This is a genomic window from Microcoleus sp. K1-B1 (genome assembly GCF_036704705.1).
Classification (GTDB): domain Bacteria; phylum Cyanobacteriota; class Cyanobacteriia; order Cyanobacteriales; family Microcoleaceae; genus Microcoleus.
The window spans coordinates 1-20785 of sequence record NZ_JAUBSH010000046.1; the positions used below are offsets into that span (position 1 = coordinate 1).

At 45.4% G+C, this 20785-nt stretch carries 13 protein-coding genes and 1 pseudogene; 9 read left to right on the forward strand and 5 right to left on the reverse strand.

The features are described from left to right. Window positions 1–404 precede the first annotated feature (404 nt). From QUA83_RS17510 to QUA83_RS17525, 4 genes are all read left to right on the forward strand, one after another. Complete coding sequence (locus tag QUA83_RS17510; protein ID WP_333294725.1) at window positions 405–1190, forward strand: calcium-binding protein; 786 nt, start codon at window positions 405–407, stop codon at window positions 1188–1190. Window positions 1191–1329: 139 nt separating this feature from the next. Next, a complete protein-coding gene (locus QUA83_RS17515; RefSeq protein WP_333294726.1) occupies window positions 1330–1506 on the forward strand; it encodes a hypothetical protein in 177 nt (58 codons plus the stop codon). A 65-nt stretch (window positions 1507–1571) separates the two neighbouring features. Beyond that, window positions 1572–3266, forward strand: coding sequence for a S8 family serine peptidase (locus QUA83_RS17520; RefSeq protein ID WP_333294728.1), 1695 nt, complete (start codon window positions 1572–1574; stop codon window positions 3264–3266). A 319-nt stretch (window positions 3267–3585) separates the two neighbouring features. Continuing rightward, window positions 3586–6408, forward strand: a complete 2823-nt coding sequence (locus QUA83_RS17525; protein WP_333294729.1) for a CHAT domain-containing tetratricopeptide repeat protein — start codon at window positions 3586–3588, stop codon at window positions 6406–6408. A 49-nt stretch (window positions 6409–6457) separates the two neighbouring features. Here the strand turns inward: QUA83_RS17525 and QUA83_RS17530 are convergent, their stop codons facing one another. Then, a complete protein-coding gene (locus tag QUA83_RS17530) occupies window positions 6458–8416 on the reverse strand; it encodes a cation:proton antiporter domain-containing protein (protein WP_333294731.1) in 1959 nt (652 codons plus the stop codon). A gap of 870 nt (window positions 8417–9286) precedes the next feature. Then, a complete protein-coding gene (locus QUA83_RS17535; RefSeq protein ID WP_333294732.1) occupies window positions 9287–10564 on the reverse strand; it encodes a GH25 family lysozyme in 1278 nt (425 codons plus the stop codon). Between the two features lie 113 nt (window positions 10565–10677). Between QUA83_RS17535 and QUA83_RS17540 the strand changes: the two genes are divergently transcribed. After that, complete coding sequence (locus tag QUA83_RS17540) at window positions 10678–11172, forward strand: DUF427 domain-containing protein (RefSeq protein ID WP_333294733.1); 495 nt, start codon at window positions 10678–10680, stop codon at window positions 11170–11172. Between the two features lie 455 nt (window positions 11173–11627). Continuing rightward, window positions 11628–12848 carry a diguanylate cyclase domain-containing protein gene (locus QUA83_RS17545; RefSeq protein ID WP_333294735.1) on the forward strand — a complete coding sequence of 407 codons (1221 nt, stop codon included), beginning with the start codon at window positions 11628–11630 and terminating at the stop codon, window positions 12846–12848. A 58-nt stretch (window positions 12849–12906) separates the two neighbouring features. Here QUA83_RS17545 and QUA83_RS17550 read toward each other — a convergent pair. The 3 genes and pseudogenes from QUA83_RS17550 to QUA83_RS17560 form a co-directional block, all read right to left on the reverse strand. Further along, window positions 12907–14217, reverse strand: a pseudogene (locus QUA83_RS17550) (IS701 family transposase). A gap of 76 nt (window positions 14218–14293) precedes the next feature. Further along, a complete protein-coding gene (locus QUA83_RS17555) occupies window positions 14294–14533 on the reverse strand; it encodes a helix-turn-helix transcriptional regulator (protein ID WP_333294737.1) in 240 nt (79 codons plus the stop codon). 430 nt (window positions 14534–14963) lie between these two features. Then, on the reverse strand, window positions 14964–15929 hold the full coding sequence (locus QUA83_RS17560; protein ID WP_333294740.1) for a methyltransferase domain-containing protein: 966 nt from the start codon (window positions 15927–15929) through the stop codon (window positions 14964–14966). A 635-nt stretch (window positions 15930–16564) separates the two neighbouring features. Here QUA83_RS17560 and trxB point away from each other — a divergent pair. The 3 genes from trxB (at window position 16565) to QUA83_RS17575 (ending at window position 20477) form a co-directional block, all read left to right on the forward strand. Then, complete coding sequence (trxB, locus tag QUA83_RS17565) at window positions 16565–17935, forward strand: thioredoxin-disulfide reductase (protein ID WP_333294742.1); 1371 nt, start codon at window positions 16565–16567, stop codon at window positions 17933–17935. Between the two features lie 177 nt (window positions 17936–18112). Beyond that, window positions 18113–18997, forward strand: a complete 885-nt coding sequence (locus QUA83_RS17570) for an ABC transporter permease (protein ID WP_333238056.1) — start codon at window positions 18113–18115, stop codon at window positions 18995–18997. Between the two features lie 1279 nt (window positions 18998–20276). Beyond that, window positions 20277–20477, forward strand: a complete 201-nt coding sequence (locus tag QUA83_RS17575; protein WP_333294744.1) for a hypothetical protein — start codon at window positions 20277–20279, stop codon at window positions 20475–20477. Window positions 20478–20785: the final 308 nt, after the last annotated feature.

Here is a 20785-nt window from a genome sequence, read left to right on the forward strand (position 1 = left end):
GAAACATCGTTGTGCTTATTTAAATTTCGCTTTGGCCTGAATAGTATTTATACTCATTACATATTTGAGATGCTCCCGTAAAAAACCCGTTTTTTTTGGTCGGAGTGCGTAAATATTGTCTGCAAGAGAACTAATGAGTTATATTCTTCAGTCCTCTTTGAGAGGACTTGCACTATGAGACAGGGAATTAATTCCCTGGCGGACTGTGGAATGAATCTTTATTCGCGATCGCGTCTCAATCTCAAAACGGATGGAAGTGAACCATCTACTCTACATATTCACATACTTTGCACTTTCCCGCAATTTATTTTGCACCTCATACTTAATCAAGTCTGTGGGTATAACGAATGATTTTCCGATCTGGGTTGCTTAAGATTTAAGTCAAGTGTTAAGAGGATTTTTTTATGACTTTACAACCCGATCCGTTAGAATCTCGACGATTAATTGGCGACAATACATCCGAATTTGTTACTTTGTCGATCGCCGATGCAGCTAATTTTCCTTTGGGAGCTTGGATGCTTGCAGGTGACGATTTCGTCACTGGCTCAACAGCTAATGATTTGGTTTATGGCAATGAAGGAGAAGATTTTATCAGCGGGGATTTGGGCAACGATTCTTTATTCGGAGGGAAAGGTAAAGACTTCCTGACTGGAGAAGATGGAAATGATTCTCTCAGTGGCGGTCAAGATGCAGATTTTATAATAGGTGATGCAGGAAACGATATTCTCTTGGGCGGCAGAGGCAATGATTTGTTAATCAGCGGTAGCGGAAATGACACTCTGGTGGGAGGTTTGGGTCAGGATTTTTTAGCAGGTTTGGATGATAATTATTCAATCAAAATTGGGGGCAGCAACTTGTACGTCATCCAAGCAGAACCCGGAGTTACAGATGTCAATAATGCGGATTTAATTCTAGGTTTCAGAGTTGGCGTCGATCAAATTGGATTGGCAGGCGGTTTGAATGCTAGCGATGTAGACTTGCAATACGTGACAAACATCACAGTTTTATTGGATTTTGATGCACCAGAAATTTTTAACCTATTGACCCCGCCCGGTACATTAGATACTCAACCGATACAGAGTCAAGGCACTCTAATTAAAGTGAGGAATTCCGGCGAGATAGTAGGCTTTGTGGAAGATGCAAGAGTGGCTGATATTCAAGGTAGTATTATCTCTGCTCCGGGATTTTAATCACTTGTTATAGCTTCGTAGCGAGGAATAAATTCCTCATCAATGGCTCTTAAAAACTTCTGTGCCTAAAAGCGACATTTATATCTGAAAGAGGACTAATGAGTTATATTCTTTAGTCCTCTTTTAGAGGACTTGCGCTATGAGACAGGGAATTAATTCCCTGGCGGACTGTGGAATGAATCTTTGTTCGCGATCGCGTCTCAATCTTAAGACTGATGGAAGTGAACCATCTACTCTACATATTCACATACTTTGCACTTTCCCGCAATCTATTTTGCACCCCGTACTCGATCGAGTCTGTGGGTATAACGAATGATTTTTTGATCTGTGCTGCGTAAGATTTAAATCAAGAATGAATCTAAATATCTGAGGTTTTAAATTATGTTAGACATCACAACTAATTCTAACGATCGCCTTTATTTCAATCAACAGCAAAACAATCTCGCCACATCAACATTTCCGGCTAACAATGACTTGCTCAACGGAGCGATAGATCCATTGAATATTCCTGGTTATAGTGCTGAATCTAGCTTGACTAATCCCACAGCATCTAGCATCGACCAACACAAACAGATAGCAGATTTTATTGTAGCTAATGCAGGCGAGGGCCTCAGTGTCTCTGCGGGCGATGCTCAACTCAAACCGCAGTCACAATCGCCGATCGCAAATGCAGATCCACTAACAGGAACGATATCTGATTCTGGGTTGAATTTCTCCGATCCAGGTAACTCTCTTTCGACTGCTCGTAATATTCTTGGTGTTGAGAATGGTAGCATCAGCTTAACTGATTTTGTCGGAGTTGGAGATTCCAACCATTTCTATCGATTCGATATCAACACTAAAAGCAATTTTAACCTGCGTCTAGACGGTTTGAGAGCGGATGCTGACGTAAAGCTAATTCAAGATAGAAACCGCAACGGTGTAGTTGATTTGGGAGAAACTATTGACTACTCTCTTGAGATTGGCACCAGCCCGGATGTCATTAATGTACCCAATCTGGCTCCAGGAACATACTATGTCCAAGTCTCTAGCTTCTTAGACAACTCTACTAATTACAACCTGAATCTTTCTGCAACCTCTATTCCTGAACTAAATATTCCCACACCTAGCGGCACTTTTAATAGTAATTACGGCTACGGTTTAGTGAATGCAAATGCAGCAGTTTCCACTACCTTAAACAGCTCAAATCCTTTCCCTGATGTTCCCGGTTTGGGCGGGACTAATGGGGCGCTAGATGTCATAAATGCACCGGAAGTTTGGAATCAGAACATTACAGGAAATGGGATTGTTGTAGCTGTCATCGATACTGGTGTTGACTACACCCATCCTGACTTGGATGACAATATTTGGCAGAATACTGGTGAAATTGCGGAAAATGGTATCGATGACGATGGCAACGGATATGTTGATGATATTCGGGGTTGGGATTTTGTGGCTAGCGACAACAACCCAATGGATCTGGATTTAGACGGTCACGGGACTCACATAGCAGGTGCGATCGCGGCGGAACGAAATGATTTTGGCATCACAGGAGTTGCGCCCAATGCTAAGATTATGCCTGTCAGAGTGTTGCCAGCCTTGGGCAGTGGGAATCCGAATAATGTTGCTACTGGAATCCGCTATGCTGCTGATAATGGAGCAAATGTAATTAACCTTAGCTTGGGAAATGAGTTTGTCCCTTCCAACGTAATAAATAACGCAATTGAGTATGCAAATAACAAAGGCTCTCTTGTGGTTATGGCAGCCGGAAATTTGGGTGTTGAGCAACCAGCTTATCCAGCTCGTAATGCCGATCGCTGGGGAATTGCCGTGGGGAGTATTGATATAAACGGCAGCATGGATTACGACTCTAACCGTGCGGGTTCCACAGCTTTGGATTACCTAGTTGCTCCGGGAGTAGACATCTATTCTACAACTCCCTATAGCACCTATGACACCCTAACTGGCACATCTATGGCAACGCCACACGTAGCTGGTGTAGCGGCTTTAGTTTTGAATGCTAATCCGACTTTAACTCCGGCTCAAGTTGAGTACATTTTGACGACAACAGCTAATCGAAATGGGTTAACAGGATAGCATTGCAAATCCCCACTTAAGTCCTGCGGACATTAATCGAGCATTAGAGCAGACGGCTCTGGATAGAGACGATTTAAACACGCCAGGTTTTGATGTTGGATTTGACTATACCAGCGGATAATGGTTTGATTCAAACCGATCGCGCGATCGCTAAAATTGTCCTCTAATTCACATTTGAGTCCTCATCCCGGCCGCGAGATTGGGGAGGCAGAGTAAACTTCTATGAAAGTCGATCGCCTGTGGCAGAATTAGCCCGATCGCACGACGACGGCAGAAAGAGCGATTGGGCTAATTCTCTAAATTCCAACTCTAGAATTCTATGCTGTATTCCCCATTTAAGCGACTCAAATCAACCCACTCTAGGCTCACTCATGTTTTCCTAGCTTCCATTTCCCTGTTCGTGCTTGCCACTATCCCCCTATTAACTACTCCTGACTCTCTCTTCCCAGCGATCGCTCAAACTACGGATGCTCGTAAAGCAGAGGGCGATCGGCTAATGCAGCAGGGCCAGCAACAGTATCAGACTAGCCAATTCCCCGCAGCGCTGAATTCTTGGCAACAGGCACTGCAAATTTATCGCGCTCTCAAAAACCGCCGAGGGGAGGGTGGGGCACTGGGCATTTTAGGATTGGCTTACCTCTCTTTGGGCAACGATGCCAAAGCCATTGAGTATTCACAGCAGAGTTTAGCCATCGCCCGCGAAATTAAAGACCGCAAGACGGAGGGTGTAGCATTACGCATTTTAGGACTCGCTTACTTCTATCAGGGCAACGATGCCAAAGCCATTGATTATTCACAGCAGAGTTTAGCCATCGCCCGCGAAATTAAAGACCGCAAAGGGGAGGGTTCGGTACTAGGCAATTTGGGAAATGCTTACTACTCTCTGGGCGACTATGCCAAAGCTATTGAGTATGGGCAGCAGAGTTTAGCCATCGCCCGCGAAATGAAAGACCGCGAAGGGGAGGGTTCGGTACTAGGCAATTTGGGAAATGCTTACATCAATCTAGGAAACGATGCCAAAGCCATTGAGTATGGGCAGCAGAGTTTAGCCATCGCCCGCGAACTTAAAGACCGCAAAGGGGAGGGTGGGGCATTAGGCACTTTGGGAGTCGCTTACATCAATCTAGGAAACTATGCCAAAGCCACCGAGTATACACAGCAGTGGTTAGTCATCGCCCGCGAACTTAAAGACCGCAAAGGGGAGGGTGGGGCATTAGGCAATTTGGGAGCCGCTTACCTCTCTCTGGGCAACTCGGCCAAAGCCATTGAGTATTCACAGCAACAGTTAGCCATCGCCCGCGAAATTAAAGACCGCCAAGGGGAGGGTGTTGCACTCGGCAATTTGGGAGGTGCTTACCTAAAGCTTGGCTACGATGCCAAAGCCATTGAGTATATACAGCAGAGTTTAGCCATCGCCCGCGAACTTAAAGACCGCAAAGGGGAAGGTGAGGCAGTAGGCAAGTTGGGAGTCGCTTACCTATATGTGGGCGACTATGCCAAAGCCATTGAGTATTCACAGCAGTGGTTAGTCATCGCCCGCGAAATTAAAGACCGCCAAGGGGAGGGTGGGGCATTAGGCAATTTGGGAGCCACTTACCTAAAGCTGGGCGACTATGCCAAAGCGATTGAGTATTCACAGCAACAGTTAGTCATCGCCCGCGAAATTAAAGACCGCCAAGGAGAAGGTACGGCGTTCAACAACCTCGGAGGGTCGTTCTTAAAGGCTGGCAACCCCACAGAATCTGAAAAAATGCTCGTGAATGCGATTCAAGTTTGGGAATCGATGCGGCAAATGCTCGGCTCCAACCATGCCAATAAAATCTCCATCTTTGAAGAACAAGCTCGCACCTATCGCGTTCTACAACAAGTCCGAGTGGCTCAGAATAACCCGATCTCCGCTTTAGAAATTGCCGAACGGGGACGTGCCCGTGCCTTTGTCGATCTCCTGACAGAACGCTTATCTTCAGGTTCTACCAATCCGGTGATTAACACTTCTCCCAACCAAGATCAAATCCGCCAAATAGCCAAAGCACAGAACGCCACTTTGGTGCAGTATTCCATCATCTACGACGAGTTCCAGATTCAGGGCAAACAACAAACGCGAGAATCCGCGCTCTACATTTGGGTGATTCAACCCACGGGCGAAATTACCTTCCGTGAGGTTGACCTCAAACCCCTTTGGCAACAGCACAAAGCCTCTCTAACCGATCTAATTATTGGCAATCAGGAGTTTCTTGCCGTTCGCAGTCGCAGCAGCCTGAGCTCCACCCAACCCCAACCCAACTTACCGACGCTGCATCAACTGCTGATTGACCCAATTGCCAGTCTCCTACCAAAAGATCCCAATGCTCATGTCATTTTCATTCCTCAACGTTCACTGTTCCAAGTACCTTTCCCCGCCCTCCTTGATGCCAACGGTACTTACTTAATCGAAAAACACACGATTCTCACCGCCCCTTCGATTCAAGTTTTGGATTTGACTCGACAGCAACGGCAGAAGTTAGTACAGAATCCAGCCAACGATCGCGGTAATGCTCTAGTATTGGGCAATCCTACGATGCCGAGCGTGTCTCCCTCTCCAGGAGAACCCAAACGGCAATTGTCTCCTCTACCTGGGGCCCAAGCTGAAGCGATCGTGATCGCGCCTCTGCTCAACACCCAAGCCATTACAGGCGCACAAGGGACAAAAGCTGCGATCGTCCAAAAAATGCCCCAAGCATCGATTATTCACTTAGCAACGCATGGATTGCTTGATGATGTAAATGGATTGGGAAGTGCGATCGCCCTGGCTCCTTCTGGTACTGACAACGGCTTATTGACCGCAGAAGAGATTTTTGACATGAAACTGCAAGCAAGCTTAGTCGTTTTGAGTGCTTGCAACACTGGAGAAGGCAGGATTACCGGGGATGGCGTGATTGGTTTGTCGCGCGCTTTGATTTCGGCAGGCGTTCCCAGCGTGATTGTTTCTTTATGGGCGGTTCCCGATGCGCCGACATCGGAATTGATGCAGGCATTTTATCACAACTTGCAAAATAATCCCGACAAAGCGCAGGCATTGCGGCAAGCAATGTTAACTACGATGAAAACTCATCCCCAGCCGCGAAATTGGGCGGCATTTACTTTGATTGGGGAGGCAGAGTAAGGATGATCGCGACAAGCAGATTACAGAGTACGATCGGGGATAATAACCATTACCGCGAAACTGGCGGCTGCAAAACTTTAGCATCCTTTGCTATTTCCGCTGACTCCAAAACCTCCTCTAAAACCGGAGAAGGAATCGGCACTTCTTCAACTACCTGATGCTTTTCCAAAGTCAAGCGAGACTGCGACGAACCAGACAATCTTTTCAACAATTTCGGTGTCGGATCGTACAGCAAATAAATAATTCGATCGCCTGCTTGCCAAATCTGGGTCGCCGAGACTACTTGCAAATACCCCTGCCTTTCCAGCAGCAGCGGCGCTAACTCCCCGGCTTTAACTAAAGCTTGTAAGTGAGCAATCTGAAACTGCAATCCCTCTGTTTTTAACTCAGTTTCCCCCAATTTCACTTCGCCGTCGCTCAAATATTCGTTCCAATCCTTCAGCGACAAATCGGAGACAAAAGCTTGATTGATTTTACTCTGATTAGCAGGCGTATTTGCTTGCGGATCTTTGGGGAATATTGCCAAAACCCTCGGCGGTGCAAACTCTTCGGCTGCTCTCTGAGCTAACACTAAGTTTACCTCGCCGTTGTTAGTCATTGCCAGAAAAGTTCCCATCGACTCCAGTCCGGCTTCTTCTAACACGCTGTGATCCAGAGCACTGCTCAAAAACACGCGCAAACCCTCTCGTTCTGCTTGCGCGCAAGCTTCGGGATTTGTGTCGATAATTGCCACCGATTCTCCCCGTTCTTGAAACAAGCGAGCAATTAATCTGCTCAAAGGATTTGACCCCACAATTGCAGCACCGGTTGCGGATTTTGAGGTGATGCCCAAAAGTTGAGCGATCGCTCCGGCCGTTAGTCCCTGGACGAAAACTGTCATAATAATTGTTAGGAAAACTAAGGCTTTAATCGAGTCGCCGCCGTTGATTCCCCGCTGGGTGAGCAAAATTGCAAATAAAGATGCGATCGACGCTGAGACAATTCCCCTCGGCGCTACCCAACAAACAAATAATTTCTGCCGCCAATTCAGTCCGCTGTTCCAAGTACACAGCCAAACGTTGATCGGCCGCACTACCCACATTAAAGCTAAAACTGTAAACAAACTTCCCCAACCGAGGGCGACCACACTAGCGAGGGATAAATCGGCCGCCAGCAGCACGAACAGCATGGAAATAGCCAGGACTGTGAGTTGACCTTTAAACCTCCTCAGCAGCCTTTCTTCCGGCACAGCAGCGGCTCTGAGGACGATGCCGGATACCACTGTTGCCATCAGTCCCGATTCGCTGCGGATTTCTTCTGCTAACCCGAAAAATCCCCACAAACCGGCTAAAACTACTAAGTTTTTGAGGTCTTCTGAGAGAAATTGCGATCGCTTGAGAATGAATCCCAGCAGCCAACCTCCCGCAACTCCGATGACGGCGCCAACTAATAGTCGCACGATTAAATCTCGGAACAAAACCACCAAATCAGCATTGCCGTTCAAAATAATATTCAGCACCAAGACTGCCAGAATTGCCCCGACAGGATCGATTAAAACGCCTTCTGCTTCTAGCAAGGCGGCAACTTTTTTGTCAACGGATACTTGTTTGAGCAAAGGGCCGATTACTGTCGGGCCGGTGACGACTACTAGAGAAGCATACAAAAATGCGATCGGCCAGGGAAATTCCCCCAACCAGTGTGCGGCCATTCCGCCGCCAATTAGCGTAATTAAAGTGCCTACGGTAACTAAATTGCGGATGCTGCCGGAAAGTTTGCCCAAATCTCGCAATTCCAAATTCAAGCCGCCTTCAAACAGAATTAAAGCTACGCAAAGGGATACCATAACTTCCAAACCGCTGCCCAGCAGATTCGGGTGCAGCACTCCCAAGCAGTCTGGGCCGGCTAAAATGCCAAACAACAGCAAAAAGACGATCGCCGGAACTTTCAGATAGGCGGCGATAACTTGAGCGCTGATGCCACAGATGACGGTCATGACCATCAACAGGGTGATGTTAAAGGGGATTTCCATAGATATAATTGTTACAGGCTGCCCGCTTAGTTTTAAATGTTCGATCGCGGGTAATTGGAGTGCAGGCGCTATTTTCGGCGCAGCTTACAAACTCGGCACGGCCCTGGATTTTTCCCAATAAGATTAAAAAACCTTGATAGTCGCTATAACTTTATCAGATAATTCTCTTGGCGTCAAAGATGCGAGTAAGCTGTAGCTAAGCTGTTGCGGCATTTAAAGGGTATGTCAAAAAAAATTAAAGTCTTGTGGGGAGTAGGGGTTGGGCGTCCCGCCCGCCCTGAATATACAATTTAAATGCGCGACAGCTTAAGCCAGAGATTGTCTGTTATGTTCGAGAGTCCGATGGGGATGCGGGGACAGAGGGAGAGGATTTGACGAATTTTAATGGGGAGTCAATCGATTTTAGATTTTAGATTAAAGCATTGAAGTATTGACCCCACGGATAAATTCGGGGGGCAAGTTTCATCGGATAAGCTGTTGCGGCATTTAAATGGTATGTCAAAAAATTTTAAAGTCTTGTGGGGAGTAGGGGTTGGGCGTCCCGCCCGCCCTCAATCTACAATTTAAATGCGCGACAGCTTACAGGTTTTTTATTTCTGGGTACTGAGTCTGCTTTCGGAATAAATCCGGGGGCTTGTATCCTGGATGCTTTTGGTCAATCTCCAATTAAAAAGCTCACATCTCAAATCGAGCGCCCCCAGACTCATCTTTAGAGTAGAGTTTCCATCTAAAATCCCAAGATTCATCTGTAGAGTCAATCTACAATCTATAATCTAATCGATCGTTCCCACACTCATCTTTAGAGTAGAGTTCCCATCTAAAATTTTACATCACAAGATTCATCTGTAGAGTCAATCTAAAATCTATAATCTATAATCGACTCGCATTCTGCCACCGGCGAAAAAACTCTGATAGAATGGTCGGCGAAATTCGCCCTTCCAGCCAATCTAAAGCCTGGTTTTGCTGGGGTGCGGCCCGATAAAATTTGCACGCATCTATCAGCCGAATCGGAGAATTAGTGACAGATTGAGAGCGCCATTTTTGTGCAAACTCGGTAATAATAGCTGGAGAAAGTTGTTTTTGCAGCCAATCTAAAGCTTGGTCTTGTTGTGCTAAACCGCGATAAAATTTGCCCACATCTATCAATCGCAAATTACTGTCTGGAGGTAAGGTAGTTGCCCGCCATTTTTGAGCAAATTGCCCTAAAACAGAGGGAGTAACCTGACTTTGCAGCCAAATTAAGGCAGTATCTTGGCTAGCCTTAGCTTGATAAGACGAGAATACCTGAGTCAGCCGCACGTCTGAGATGGGAGTGGGAGTCGGAGAAGGAGTCGGCTGCGGGACGGGTGTCGGGGCTGGAGGGGGGACAATTACTTTGGGAGATTTTCGCATCAAAGCGGCCCAGGTTTTTAGGCTGGCAATGCCGTCTGGATTGAGACCTTGAGATTTCTGAAATGAGATGAGCGCCGCTGTGGTGGTGGCTCCAAATTTGCCGTCCATCGCGCCTTGATAGAAACCTTTAATTCTTAATTCCCTCTGGATGTCTGCAACTTTATAACTTACGGCGCCTTCTCGGACGCTTTCATAAATATTGGTGTCTACATTGCCCGATACGCCGGAGACGCTGCCGCTGTCGCTGTACTGCCAAAAAGTCCAAGTTTTCCAGCCGCCGGGAACCCAAGGTTCCTCAGCACTGGTATAGTGAGCAATCCACAGCGGGTAATCGGCAAACCGTGTTGTCCCCAGGTTGTCCCAGAAACCGGGGTAGGTGTAGATAATCGGCCGCATCAACGTGGCTTTTTCGACTGCTTCTAACCAAATTGCGGCTCGATCGCACAATTGAGTCGCAGTCAAACCGCCTGTAGTTTCGATATCCAAGACTGGCGGCAAATCCCCCGCTTCGAGTTTTACAGTTTTCAAGAACAAATCTATTTGTCCTTGAATGCTGCTTGCAGGTCGAAAAAAGTGGTAAGCACCGCGTTGAATCCCCGCCGCTTTCATCGCCACCCAATTGCGAGCGAAAGTTTGGGCAACGAACGTTGCACCCTCGGTCGATTTGACAAAACTGAAGGTGATACCATCCCGGGCAACTGCTGACCAATTGACATTGGGCTGGTAGTCGGAAACATCTATACCGCGAATACTCATATGACGAAGAGTGGAGAAAAGCTGGTTTACTCTGAAGCAGCGACTCGATTAAGGGTACATTAAATTGTAATGCTAAGTCGCTAATTGTTTTTTTTGCAGGGGAGATGGTGCAAATGAACTTCGATCGAATAGAGCCCGGCCCTGGTCAAGAGTCTGTTTGGGATTACCCACGTCCCCCTCGGCTTGAGGAATCGACCAAACACGTACAGATAATTTTTAATGGAGTGACGATCGCCGACACGCGCCGTCCTCAGCGGGTATTGGAGACCAGTCACCCTCCTGCCTACTATATCTGCCCCGATGACATCAAAATGGAATATTTGCACAAAACTTTACGGGGTTCTTGGTGCGAGTGGAAGGGACAAGCCGGTTATTACACTGTGACGGTAGAGTCGAAAGAAGTAGTAAATGCTGCTTGGTTTTATCCCAATCCTAATCAGGTTTTTGCAGCTATTAAAGATTATGTGGCTTTTTATCCAAGCAAGATGGATGCCTGTTATGTGGACGGGGAATTAGTGCAATCTCAACCAGGGGATTTTTACGGCGGCTGGATTACCAAAGATATTGTCGGCCCGTTTAAGGGAGGGCCTGAAACTTGGGGGTGGTGAGGGAAGGTTTAGTTTTGAATTTTGAGTGGACAACTGGGGCAGAAACCACGTTTTTTTATGCAAAACCTCGTTACAGCCTCGACCCGGTTTAAAAACCAGGTTTTTTGAGTTTTTGTGCGCCGTCAATGAGTTGAGTAATGGCGCAGAAATCAGTTTTTTTTACGCCGTAAGAAGCCCATCGTAAAAAAATTAGTAAAAAATAGAGAATTATTCAATAAATCTGTAATTTAGGAACCAGGAATCAATGCCATGCAGCTACGGCAAAAACTAACGCTGCTGCTTATTCCATTCTTAAAAAGAGTGTAGTAAACAATACAACGAATGGCAACAAATAAATACTAATATAGCAATCCTCGCATCAGTTTCAATAACTGGTTAACTTCCAAGCTCTGCCTGGGAACCGATGTAAGCGAGGCTCTGCCTCGGCCCAGACTATCGAGGCTCTTCCTCCGGATATGCGTTACCAGGAAGAGCCTGGTAACGAGTATAATCATTTAGGATTGCTATATAAGTTAATAGTTGACACTAGCTTTGTTGCTGCTTTATTATTTATTCGGATCTGCGCTGTGTCTGTTGAATTTATTGAGCCGTCTAACTCGGCAGAAAACTCACCCCAAAATTTATCTTTAGAGTCTACTCTTAAGGATCTGGCTCTATTCAATTTTCAGGTTGACTCCTCATATCTCGCCAAAGAAGTAGCTCGGTTGTTTCAATCTCACCCGCTGCTTCCGGGAGTTATCTTGACCGTAAATGGCGAATTTTTAGGGATGATATCGCGTCGGCGATTTATGGAACGCATGAGCCGACCTTACGGAGTAGATATATTTGCTTGCAGACCGATTATAGCCTTGTATCAAATAGCTCAAACCGATAGTTTGATTTTACCAGGAGTAGCCTTAATTGTCATGGCAGCTCAGCGCTCCGTGCAGCGACCGCCGGAACTGCTTTACGAGCCGATTGTTGTACAGTTAGAACCTCAAGTTTACCGACTTTTAGACGTGCATCAACTCTGGGTAGCTTTATCCCAAATTCACCAACAAGCTACTTGGTCTATGAGCGAACTTTATTACAATTTATCGCTTACGCAATCCGAGCTAGAAGCAGCTAATTCTCAATTAAAAGCAGCTAATTCCGAATTGTATCGCCTTGCCAACTTAGATGGCTTAACTCAGATTGCCAACCGCCACTGTTTTAACGAATACTTACAGAAAAAATGGCAAGAATTGGGAGAAGCAGCAGCAGAACTATCTTTGATTTTATGCGATGTTGACTTTTTTAAGAGATACAACGATACTTACGGACATCAGGCGGGAGATGCTTGTTTGCAACAGGTAGCCAAAACTATTGTTGAGGCTGTAAATTACTCAGCAGGCGCAGTTTCGGGGGAGACTCTGGTAGCTCGTTACGGAGGTGAAGAATTTGCGGTAATTTTACCCCGCACTTCGTCCGAAATAGCTGTTTGGATTGCAGAGCAAATTCGAGTGGGCGTAAAAAAACTAGAAATCGAACACCTTAATTCAGCGGTGTGTTCTTTCGTGACGCTGAGTTTGGGGGTAGCGAGCACGTTTCCTCAGCCCGAAACTTCTCAGGAAAACCTGCTTGCAGCGGCAGACCGTTCGCTTTATCAAGCTAAACACCGAGGGCGCGATCGAGTGATTTTAGATTTTAGATTTTAGATTGGAAAAAGCGATCCACGAATTTATCCGTGGGCTTGTTTAACCCTCTTTTGTCACTCTACGCAGAGGAAAAGTGGAAATAAGGGATATTGAGGTTTTGAAAAATTGAACGAGTTAAATTATTGACAAGCATTTGAAGTTTAAAAAAGCCCTCAGATAACTTAGGAACATTAAAAACTTGTAGCCAAGGTTTAATAAAGTTAAATAGTACCAATGGTTGAAGTATTAAACGGAGGTTGTTAAGAATATTCTTCCACCCATTTCCTTGATCTCACCAAGGATGTAATGAAAAATTAGATTCAGATTGTGGTGGTAATTTTAGCAGTTGTTCAGAGTGGAGACTAACGAGCAAATAAGCGCTAAAAATAATTTCCCACCATTTTTCTATTTGTGGATAATTAGTTAAGCGAAAATCGGCCCATCCTAATTCGTTTTTACTTTGCTTTAAACCATATTCTACCCAAGTTCTTAAACCATAAAAATTACCTACTTCTCGGGGTGTAATGTTAGGAAATTTACTCATTACATACCAAGTAGTGTTTTTGGGAAGCTCCTCTTTATCAGTTGTGATTTGCCAATATTTAATTTCCGGATTATCACCACAAATAATCTCTCTTATATATCTGTCTTCCGAGCTTAAATCAGAGAAGACACGTTTGAATTTTTGCCACTTTGAATATTTGACGTTCGCGTCTGTAACTCCCCATGCTTTGTGGTTAGAGCGAATTGCCACAATAAAATTTAGATTCAATTCCTCTAGTATTTGAATAAAATTTTTACGGCTCTCTCCGTATAAACTATCGGCTAGGACAAGATTAAATTTAAATCCCATCGCACGCAATTGTTTGATCATTTTCGCGGCAATTTCAGGTTTAGTTAGGTATTCATCTCCTGGTTGCAGTCTTTCTCTCGGTTTATAAACTTCAAATAATAGAGGAAAAGTCATGCCAGAGCAAACACCATACGCTGTAACTGCAACGATACCATTATCTGTTTTACCTAAGTTTCCAATGTACTGTCGTTTTACATAATCAGTCGTATCCCCCTTTTTTTTATCTCCGGTCTCATCAATTATTAGTACTATTGGGCGCCCTTGAAGTACATATAGTATTAATTCTAATCGTTGCTGACTTAATTCTTTTACATCCCAAGGTGATTGTGTTAAAAAATGGTGTAAGGCTTGATGATTATCTAGCCCTATAACTTTCGCTATTGATGGTAGTGTTTTGCGTTTTATGTCTGATATCATACCGACATGTAAGTACTTAAAAGCTTCAAAGCTCCTAACTTCTGGAAATATGTTTTGGTAAATTTGACAGTATTCATCTATAAATTTGACTGTGGGTACTGGTTTACGAGGCTCTACCATAGGACTGGCAATGCTTTTGGGGTGTGTCACTGCTTATACTACCACGAGAGTGACAAAAGAGGGTTAATGGTTTCGATCACAGATTGTCTGGCAAATCGCCGATCGACCTGCCGATCCTAGCCAGCAATTTTTCCAAAGCTTTCATCTGCTTGACGGTGAACGTGGGTACATTCTTTCCCAACTCCCAACGACTGATTGTTTGCGACGAAACGCCAAGCTCTCGCGCCAAATCTTCCTGACTCATCTCCAGTTCTTCCCTGAGCTTCTTCAAATGCGACTCTTCATTTTCAGGTCGCGGAACGGGCTTTTTCGGCATATCCTCGATCGCACATTTTTTCTATAAGATGCTTAAGCATCTTGACTAAACAATAAATTAGACCTATTGCAAAATAATTTTGTGCTATTATAGAAAGTTTAGACAATTTTTAAATCTAGCAGGGTGGGCAAGTTTAAGGAGATGCCAATCAACCCAATAATTCCAATTTTGACCTAAACTTGAGCAAACTTTTAAGTATAACACATATTTTTTTTGCAAGAGGTCTATTGATTAGACAGTTTTGGAAAGGAGCATGAATCGATTATGCCTTACCAACAGCGTCTGAATTCCTAGGTTATTGTTCGCCAGCTTCCCAATTGACAATAGAAGCGTCGTGGGTCGGTTTCGCAGTTGGTCGGATTTGGACAAGTATTTAGCTTAAACGTGTGCAATACTGCCTATAAAATTTGATCTGGCGATCGTCCCCTTTCTACAAAGACTCGCACCAAGCACGTTCTGCCGTCCAGTGTCTGTCTGAAGATTCATAAATCCTCAACCCATCCAACCCGGCATTTTCGATCATCTCCTCAACTTCATCCAGCGTAAATGCTGCTTGCAACGAATCGCTGAATAACTGTTTCTGATGCGCGTTGCAATCTCCCGCATACAGATTGACTAAATTATCCCTGATTTCCGCTTTTTCCGGCCGCAGCAAATCCCGCAAAAAAATTGCTCCCTGCGGCTTCAACACCCGCTTGACTTCCTGCAAAAACGGCAGCGGATCGGGCAAATGGTGGATAATGCTGTTGGAAATCACCATGTCAAAATAATTGTCAGGGTAAGGCATTGCCTTAGCATCGATTAATTCGAGACTAATTTGCGATCGCACGCCCGCCTTTTCCACATTTTGGGCCCCGACTTTCAGCATATTGGCCGACAAATCAATGCCAGTCAATTTCCATGCTGGCCGCATTTGACAAAGTGCGATCGGAATTCTCGCCGTACCCGTCCCCGCATCCAAAACGTTTCCAAAAACTGGCCCCAAGGCCGCAGCACTCTGAGCAAAAGCAGCATTAACCTCAGTAAAGTCCATCGAATCGTATTCGATCGCCTCTTCCAAGGAATCCATCACTTCCGGTTCCAAAACTCGCTGCATAAAATTTATCTCGTTATCTGGAATGTCCATATATGGGCTGAGTTTTGCCTGCAAAAGCTCGACTAACTCCGGTTCCATATATTGGTAATTGTCCGGGATTTGCAGGCAAATAACTTTCTTGCCTTCGAGACTTTGCGGAAATTTGCTGCGAAGTCGATCGCCATGCTTCTTCTCCATCACAAATATCCAATCTGCCCAGCCCAGCAAACCCTCAGTTACTCTAACTCTTGCACCTTTTTCCGTTCCCGCCGATCGCACGCTGTAGCCACTAACCTTCTGGTATATCTTCTCGGCAGTCAAACTTCTCCACTTATTCTGACTGCACACAAACAATATCTTGATTTTCTCCATCTAGACACAATTATAAAATTCTATGTTTATCCTGGCACGGGCGTCCCGCCTGTGCTTCCGAAGCGGTTAAAAATTTCCTTCTAATTTCCCCCCGCTTGCACCTTCCATACCACAAATACTGTATTTTGTCAAATCTGGCAAAATCTGCGTTACAATTCTTAAACCATAAAATGCTGATTTTGCATAAAAAATTGTACTTATTACATTTGCGAATTCGTTAATTTTACGCTTTTAAAAGCTTGCAGCCTCAAAAACGTAAATTAGTCATAATGCCCCTGGATTGTGAAAATCGTACCACAAGCCTCAAAGCAAGTAAATAGGTAAAATAATTGAGAATGAAGTCAATAATTTTGGTCGTCTTTAGATTTTCTTAAGAATTGAGAGGTCAAAATAGATCGAACATTTAAAACTAAATCGACTTTTAGATTGTTTTTGCTTATTAAAGTAGCTGGAATTGCCCCGAAGACCGATCGACCCTCAACAATAGATATAGATGCTCGATCGCACAATGGCATCCCACCAAACTCGATCGAACTCTGCTAGAATTAGTAAAACGAAGTCGTTATGAGTTTAATTAAATAGCTATGACCAACGAAACCGTAGAAAACCTAGTAATTATCGGCTCAGGCCCTGCAGGCTACACAGCAGCAATCTACGCAGGTCGGGCAAATCTGAAACCCATAGTCTTTGAAGGCTACCAAGCGGGAGGTGTCCCCGGCGGTCAACTGATGACCACCACAGAAGTCGAAAACTTTCCCGGCTTTCCCGAAGGCATCACCGGGCCAGAACTCATGGATCGGATGAAAGCTCAAGCAGTGCGCTGGGGTGCCGAATTATACACAGAAGATGTAATTTCGGTGGATTTGACCAAGCGTCCGTTTACAGTGCGATCGGAAGACAGAGAAATTAAAACCCACACCATAGTAATCGCTACAGGCGCGACGGCTAAAAGGCTGGGGCTGCCTAGCGAACACATATTTTGGAGTCACGGCATTTCGGCCTGTGCGATTTGCGACGGCGCTACCCCACTTTTTAAAGGAGTAGATTTAGCTGTAATCGGCGCGGGCGACACCGCAGCGGAAGAATCTATTTATTTGACAAAATACGGCTCTCACGTACATATGCTGGTGCGGCGCGATCAAATGCGCGCCAGCAAAGCCATGCAAGACCGAGTGCTGAGCAATCCCAAAATTACCGTGCACTGGAACACCGAAGCAGTGGATATCTTGGGCGAACCGGGCGGCAAAATGGACGGGGTGAGAATTAGAAATATCGAGACCGGCGCCGAGAGCGATTTGCTGGTTAAAGGATTGTTTTACGCGATCGGTCACACTCCCAACACTCAACTGTTCCAAGGTCAGCTAGAACTCGACGAAGTAGGCTATATCGCCACCAAACACGGTTCGGTAGAAACCAGCGTCGAGGGAGTTTACGCCGTCGGCGACGTGCAAGACCACGAGTTTCGCCAAGCCATCACCGCAGCCGGCAGCGGTTGTATGGGTGCGATGCTGGCAGAACGTTGGCTGTCAGTTAATGGTTTAACGCAGGAATTCCATCAAACCGAGGAATCCGAGCAACCCACAGCAGCGCCGGAAGCTCAAAAAGTACGCAAAACCAGCGCGAACTTTGATATCAACGACACGCGCCACGAAGGAGGCTATGCTTTGCGGAAGTTGTTCCACGATAGCGATCGACTGATTGTGGTCAAATATGCTGCTCCGAGTTGCGGGCCTTGCCACAGCCTCAAGCCGATTTTGAGCAAAGTAGTAGATGAGTTCGAGGGCAAAATCCACTACGTCGAAATTGACATTGAAGAAGATCCAGAAATTGCTGAAAATGCTGGCGTGATTGGTACGCCGACTATTCAGTATTTCAAAGACAAAGATTTGGTAGCTGAGCTCAAGGGAGTTAAGCCGAAAAGCCAGTACCGCGAGTTAATTGCCAGTAATTTGTAGAAAGGCAAATTAGCGAAGACTTTTTAACCGCAGATATCAGCGGATGAACACAGATAAACGCAGATAAGATTACATCTGCGTTTATTTGTGTTCATCTGCGGTTCAAAAGTCTTCCTATGGTTTCCGGTAAATATTGATATGCTGATGAAAACAAATCTGACGCACGAATTATCAATTATGGCTCAAAGCCGCCTCCGACTACCGCGATTTCTCAACAGTGCCTCACCGTCAAGCCTCTCAATGAAAATGATGTGGGCAGGTTTGACAATAACTGCCGTGTTTATATTGGTAGCCACTTTGTCTCCAGCTATGCAAGCTTGGGGATGGCTGCAAAATCCTACCGAGGCTTTGATTAACCCCATCCACGAACCGCCGTCGGCGAATTATTGGTTTGGTACTAGCCGCAGCGGTTACGATGTGTTTTCCCGCACGCTGTTTGCTTCTCGCGCGGCTTGGCAAGTGGTAATTTTAGCCACTGCTTTGAGTTTGTTTATCGGTGTGCCGCTGGGTTTGGTTAGCGGTTATTTGGGCGGTAAGCTCGATCGAGTGTTGTTATTTTTAATGGATACAATTTATACTTTGCCGGGGCTGCTACTTTCTTTGACGCTAGCGTTTGTAGTGGGAAAAGGAGTTTTGAATGCTGCGATCGCCCTGAGCATTTCCTACATCCCTCAATACTACCGCGTCGTCAGGAATCATACCGTCAGCGTCAAAACCGAATTGTTTGTCGAAGCTGCGCGAGCAATGGGTGCTGACACTTGGACAGTGCTTTCGCGCTACCTGTTTCTGAATGTGATTCAGAGCGTACCGGTGCTGTTTGCGCTCAACGCTGCCGATGCAATTTTAACATTAGGAGGTTTGGGATTTCTCGGATTAGGACTTCCCGAAGCAACTCCCGAATGGGGACACGACTTGCGTTTAGCTTTAGATGCGCTACCTACTGGCATTTGGTGGACAGCTTTGTTTCCCGGTTTGGCGATGACTTTAATGGTGGTGGGACTGTCTTTGGTGGGGGAAGGATTAAACGAGTTTGTTAACCCTCGCCTGCGGAATCAGCAGTAATCTGTCTCGCGGTTAAATTAATTTCGCAGTCAGGACTTTAGTGCTTATTCAGCAATATAAAGACAACTGGAGTCCTGACTACAAACACACGCTATAAAGATATGGTAATATCGCCCCGATTAATTACTCAATCTTTCTCTCAATCAGGCGAAGTCTTTCTAGTAAACCTTCGTTGGGTTGTCAATATAGACAGGGAGCGGAAATTTTTCTTGATAGCTTCATCCCCTAACGGTCAAGCCACATAATTTAAACCAGCGTAGAGGATAAAGCGAGACTCTGTGCTTTCTGATGACACGCTGTAAATAATAACAAAATTTTGAGCATCGCACCAACGTCCTACCGTTCCATTTCTTTAAGCGCATCCTGCGGTTTAGGCATTCTCTAACAATAGCAAGCACATCGCTAACTGGGTAAATTTTTCTTCCCTGGCGGAGTTATCATCTGCAGGCAGTTGCATCAACGTCCGCTGGGGATTTTTTTCCGTCTGCTTGAAATTATCAAGACAATTCGGGAATCCTACCTAAAATTGATGGAAGGAGTTTATTGAATCTTCACACTGTCACAATGTATTTAAAGGAATCGTGAAGTTATACTTCCGGGAGATGTCGAATTGTATTGTTTGTGAGACCGTGCGATCGCGCAAGTGCGAACCGAAAGCCAAAAAATTTTAGAGTAGTCCGCAGCCTAGAGTTGCGTGGCGGGTTAACTCTCAGTAGAATTTATCCTGGTGGTTTTTGCCATTGACGCGACAAACTCGTGTCGAACTGCTTAAATAAGAATGTGACGTTAAGAACTTAATGTGATTTAACGTCAAAATTAAACCCAATTTCTGAGATTTGAGCTAACTTAACAATGAAAGCCCCTGTTGCACTACTCAACCCGCAACGCTTCATAGGGGGTCAGAGTCGGTCTCTAATCCAGAGTTGCCGGCTTAAAACTAAAGCTACGAGCTTTATTCAATCGCAGATTGCGTATGATTCAATTCAGGGAAACAGGGTAATGATGGGTGTATCTACACGGATTGTATTGGTTCCAATTTGGGCAACTCAAAAATTGTCTGCTAACTGTCTGGCCAACTACGCCGCAGCCGTTCACCCAGATATACGCAGAAAACAGTGCCGTTTGATCGTGCCAAAGTTTTTGCGGGCCGTTCTCAGGATTTAGCAGAGCTGGACATGAGTTAGTATTGTCAAGCTAAGCTGACAGAGTTTCCTAGTTCTTGACCAACAATGGAAAACAACTTCCATTTTTTGTGAGAAAGGCTACAATCGGAAAGGTCTTGGCAAGATCCGATTCTCCCCGTTTGGTGCTTCAACCCTCTGCTGTTGCATTTGAGGCAGCAGACGGATATCCAAGGTGGCGAAAATTTCCCGTGCAACTGTCATGTCTGACAACCAGAGTGAAAGCAAGGCAAATCAAAAGTTCGACACCTCGAATACAAAAGTTAGACGGTTCCGTGCAGGAAAACTTGTACGGGTAAAAGCTCGAAGTACCGAGTAAAAAAGCCAGTATTTTTAGAAGTGCGATCGATCGCACTTCATGGTTTGCTTCTCTGGGCCAGGTATCGCAGATGATGTGGTAACTCGCTCCGAAAGAAAAAGCCTCAAGCTCAATTTAAGGTCGCGATGTTAAAATCTGCGAGCAATTGAATGCGCTGGCTGCTTCAAACCAGAACTCGAACCGTGACTCATAAAACAGGTGCAGTTTCGGTAACAGATTCAGCTAGCAGACCGAAAATCCCACTATTTTTTCCTGCGGGAATGTCAATACTGGCTAACTTGTCTAAAC

What these genes read in the sequence shown, in the direction of transcription:
- QUA83_RS17510 (WP_333294725.1), top strand. Translation starts at nt 405, where the DNA reads ATGACTTTACAACCCGATCCGTTAGAATCTCGACGATTAATTGGCGAC.
- QUA83_RS17515 (WP_333294726.1), top strand. Translation starts at nt 1,330, where the DNA reads ATGAGACAGGGAATTAATTCCCTGGCGGACTGTGGAATGAATCTTTGT.
- QUA83_RS17520 (WP_333294728.1), top strand. Translation starts at nt 1,572, where the DNA reads ATGTTAGACATCACAACTAATTCTAACGATCGCCTTTATTTCAATCAA.
- QUA83_RS17525 (WP_333294729.1), top strand. Translation starts at nt 3,586, where the DNA reads ATGCTGTATTCCCCATTTAAGCGACTCAAATCAACCCACTCTAGGCTC.
- QUA83_RS17530 (WP_333294731.1), bottom strand. Translation starts at nt 8,416, where the DNA reads ATGGAAATCCCCTTTAACATCACCCTGTTGATGGTCATGACCGTCATC.
- QUA83_RS17535 (WP_333294732.1), bottom strand. Translation starts at nt 10,564, where the DNA reads ATGAGTATTCGCGGTATAGATGTTTCCGACTACCAGCCCAATGTCAAT.
- QUA83_RS17540 (WP_333294733.1), top strand. Translation starts at nt 10,678, where the DNA reads ATGAACTTCGATCGAATAGAGCCCGGCCCTGGTCAAGAGTCTGTTTGG.
- QUA83_RS17545 (WP_333294735.1), top strand. Translation starts at nt 11,628, where the DNA reads ATGCGTTACCAGGAAGAGCCTGGTAACGAGTATAATCATTTAGGATTG.
- QUA83_RS17555 (WP_333294737.1), bottom strand. Translation starts at nt 14,533, where the DNA reads ATGCCGAAAAAGCCCGTTCCGCGACCTGAAAATGAAGAGTCGCATTTG.
- trxB (WP_333294742.1), top strand. Translation starts at nt 16,565, where the DNA reads ATGACCAACGAAACCGTAGAAAACCTAGTAATTATCGGCTCAGGCCCT.
- QUA83_RS17570 (WP_333238056.1), top strand. Translation starts at nt 18,113, where the DNA reads ATGGCTCAAAGCCGCCTCCGACTACCGCGATTTCTCAACAGTGCCTCA.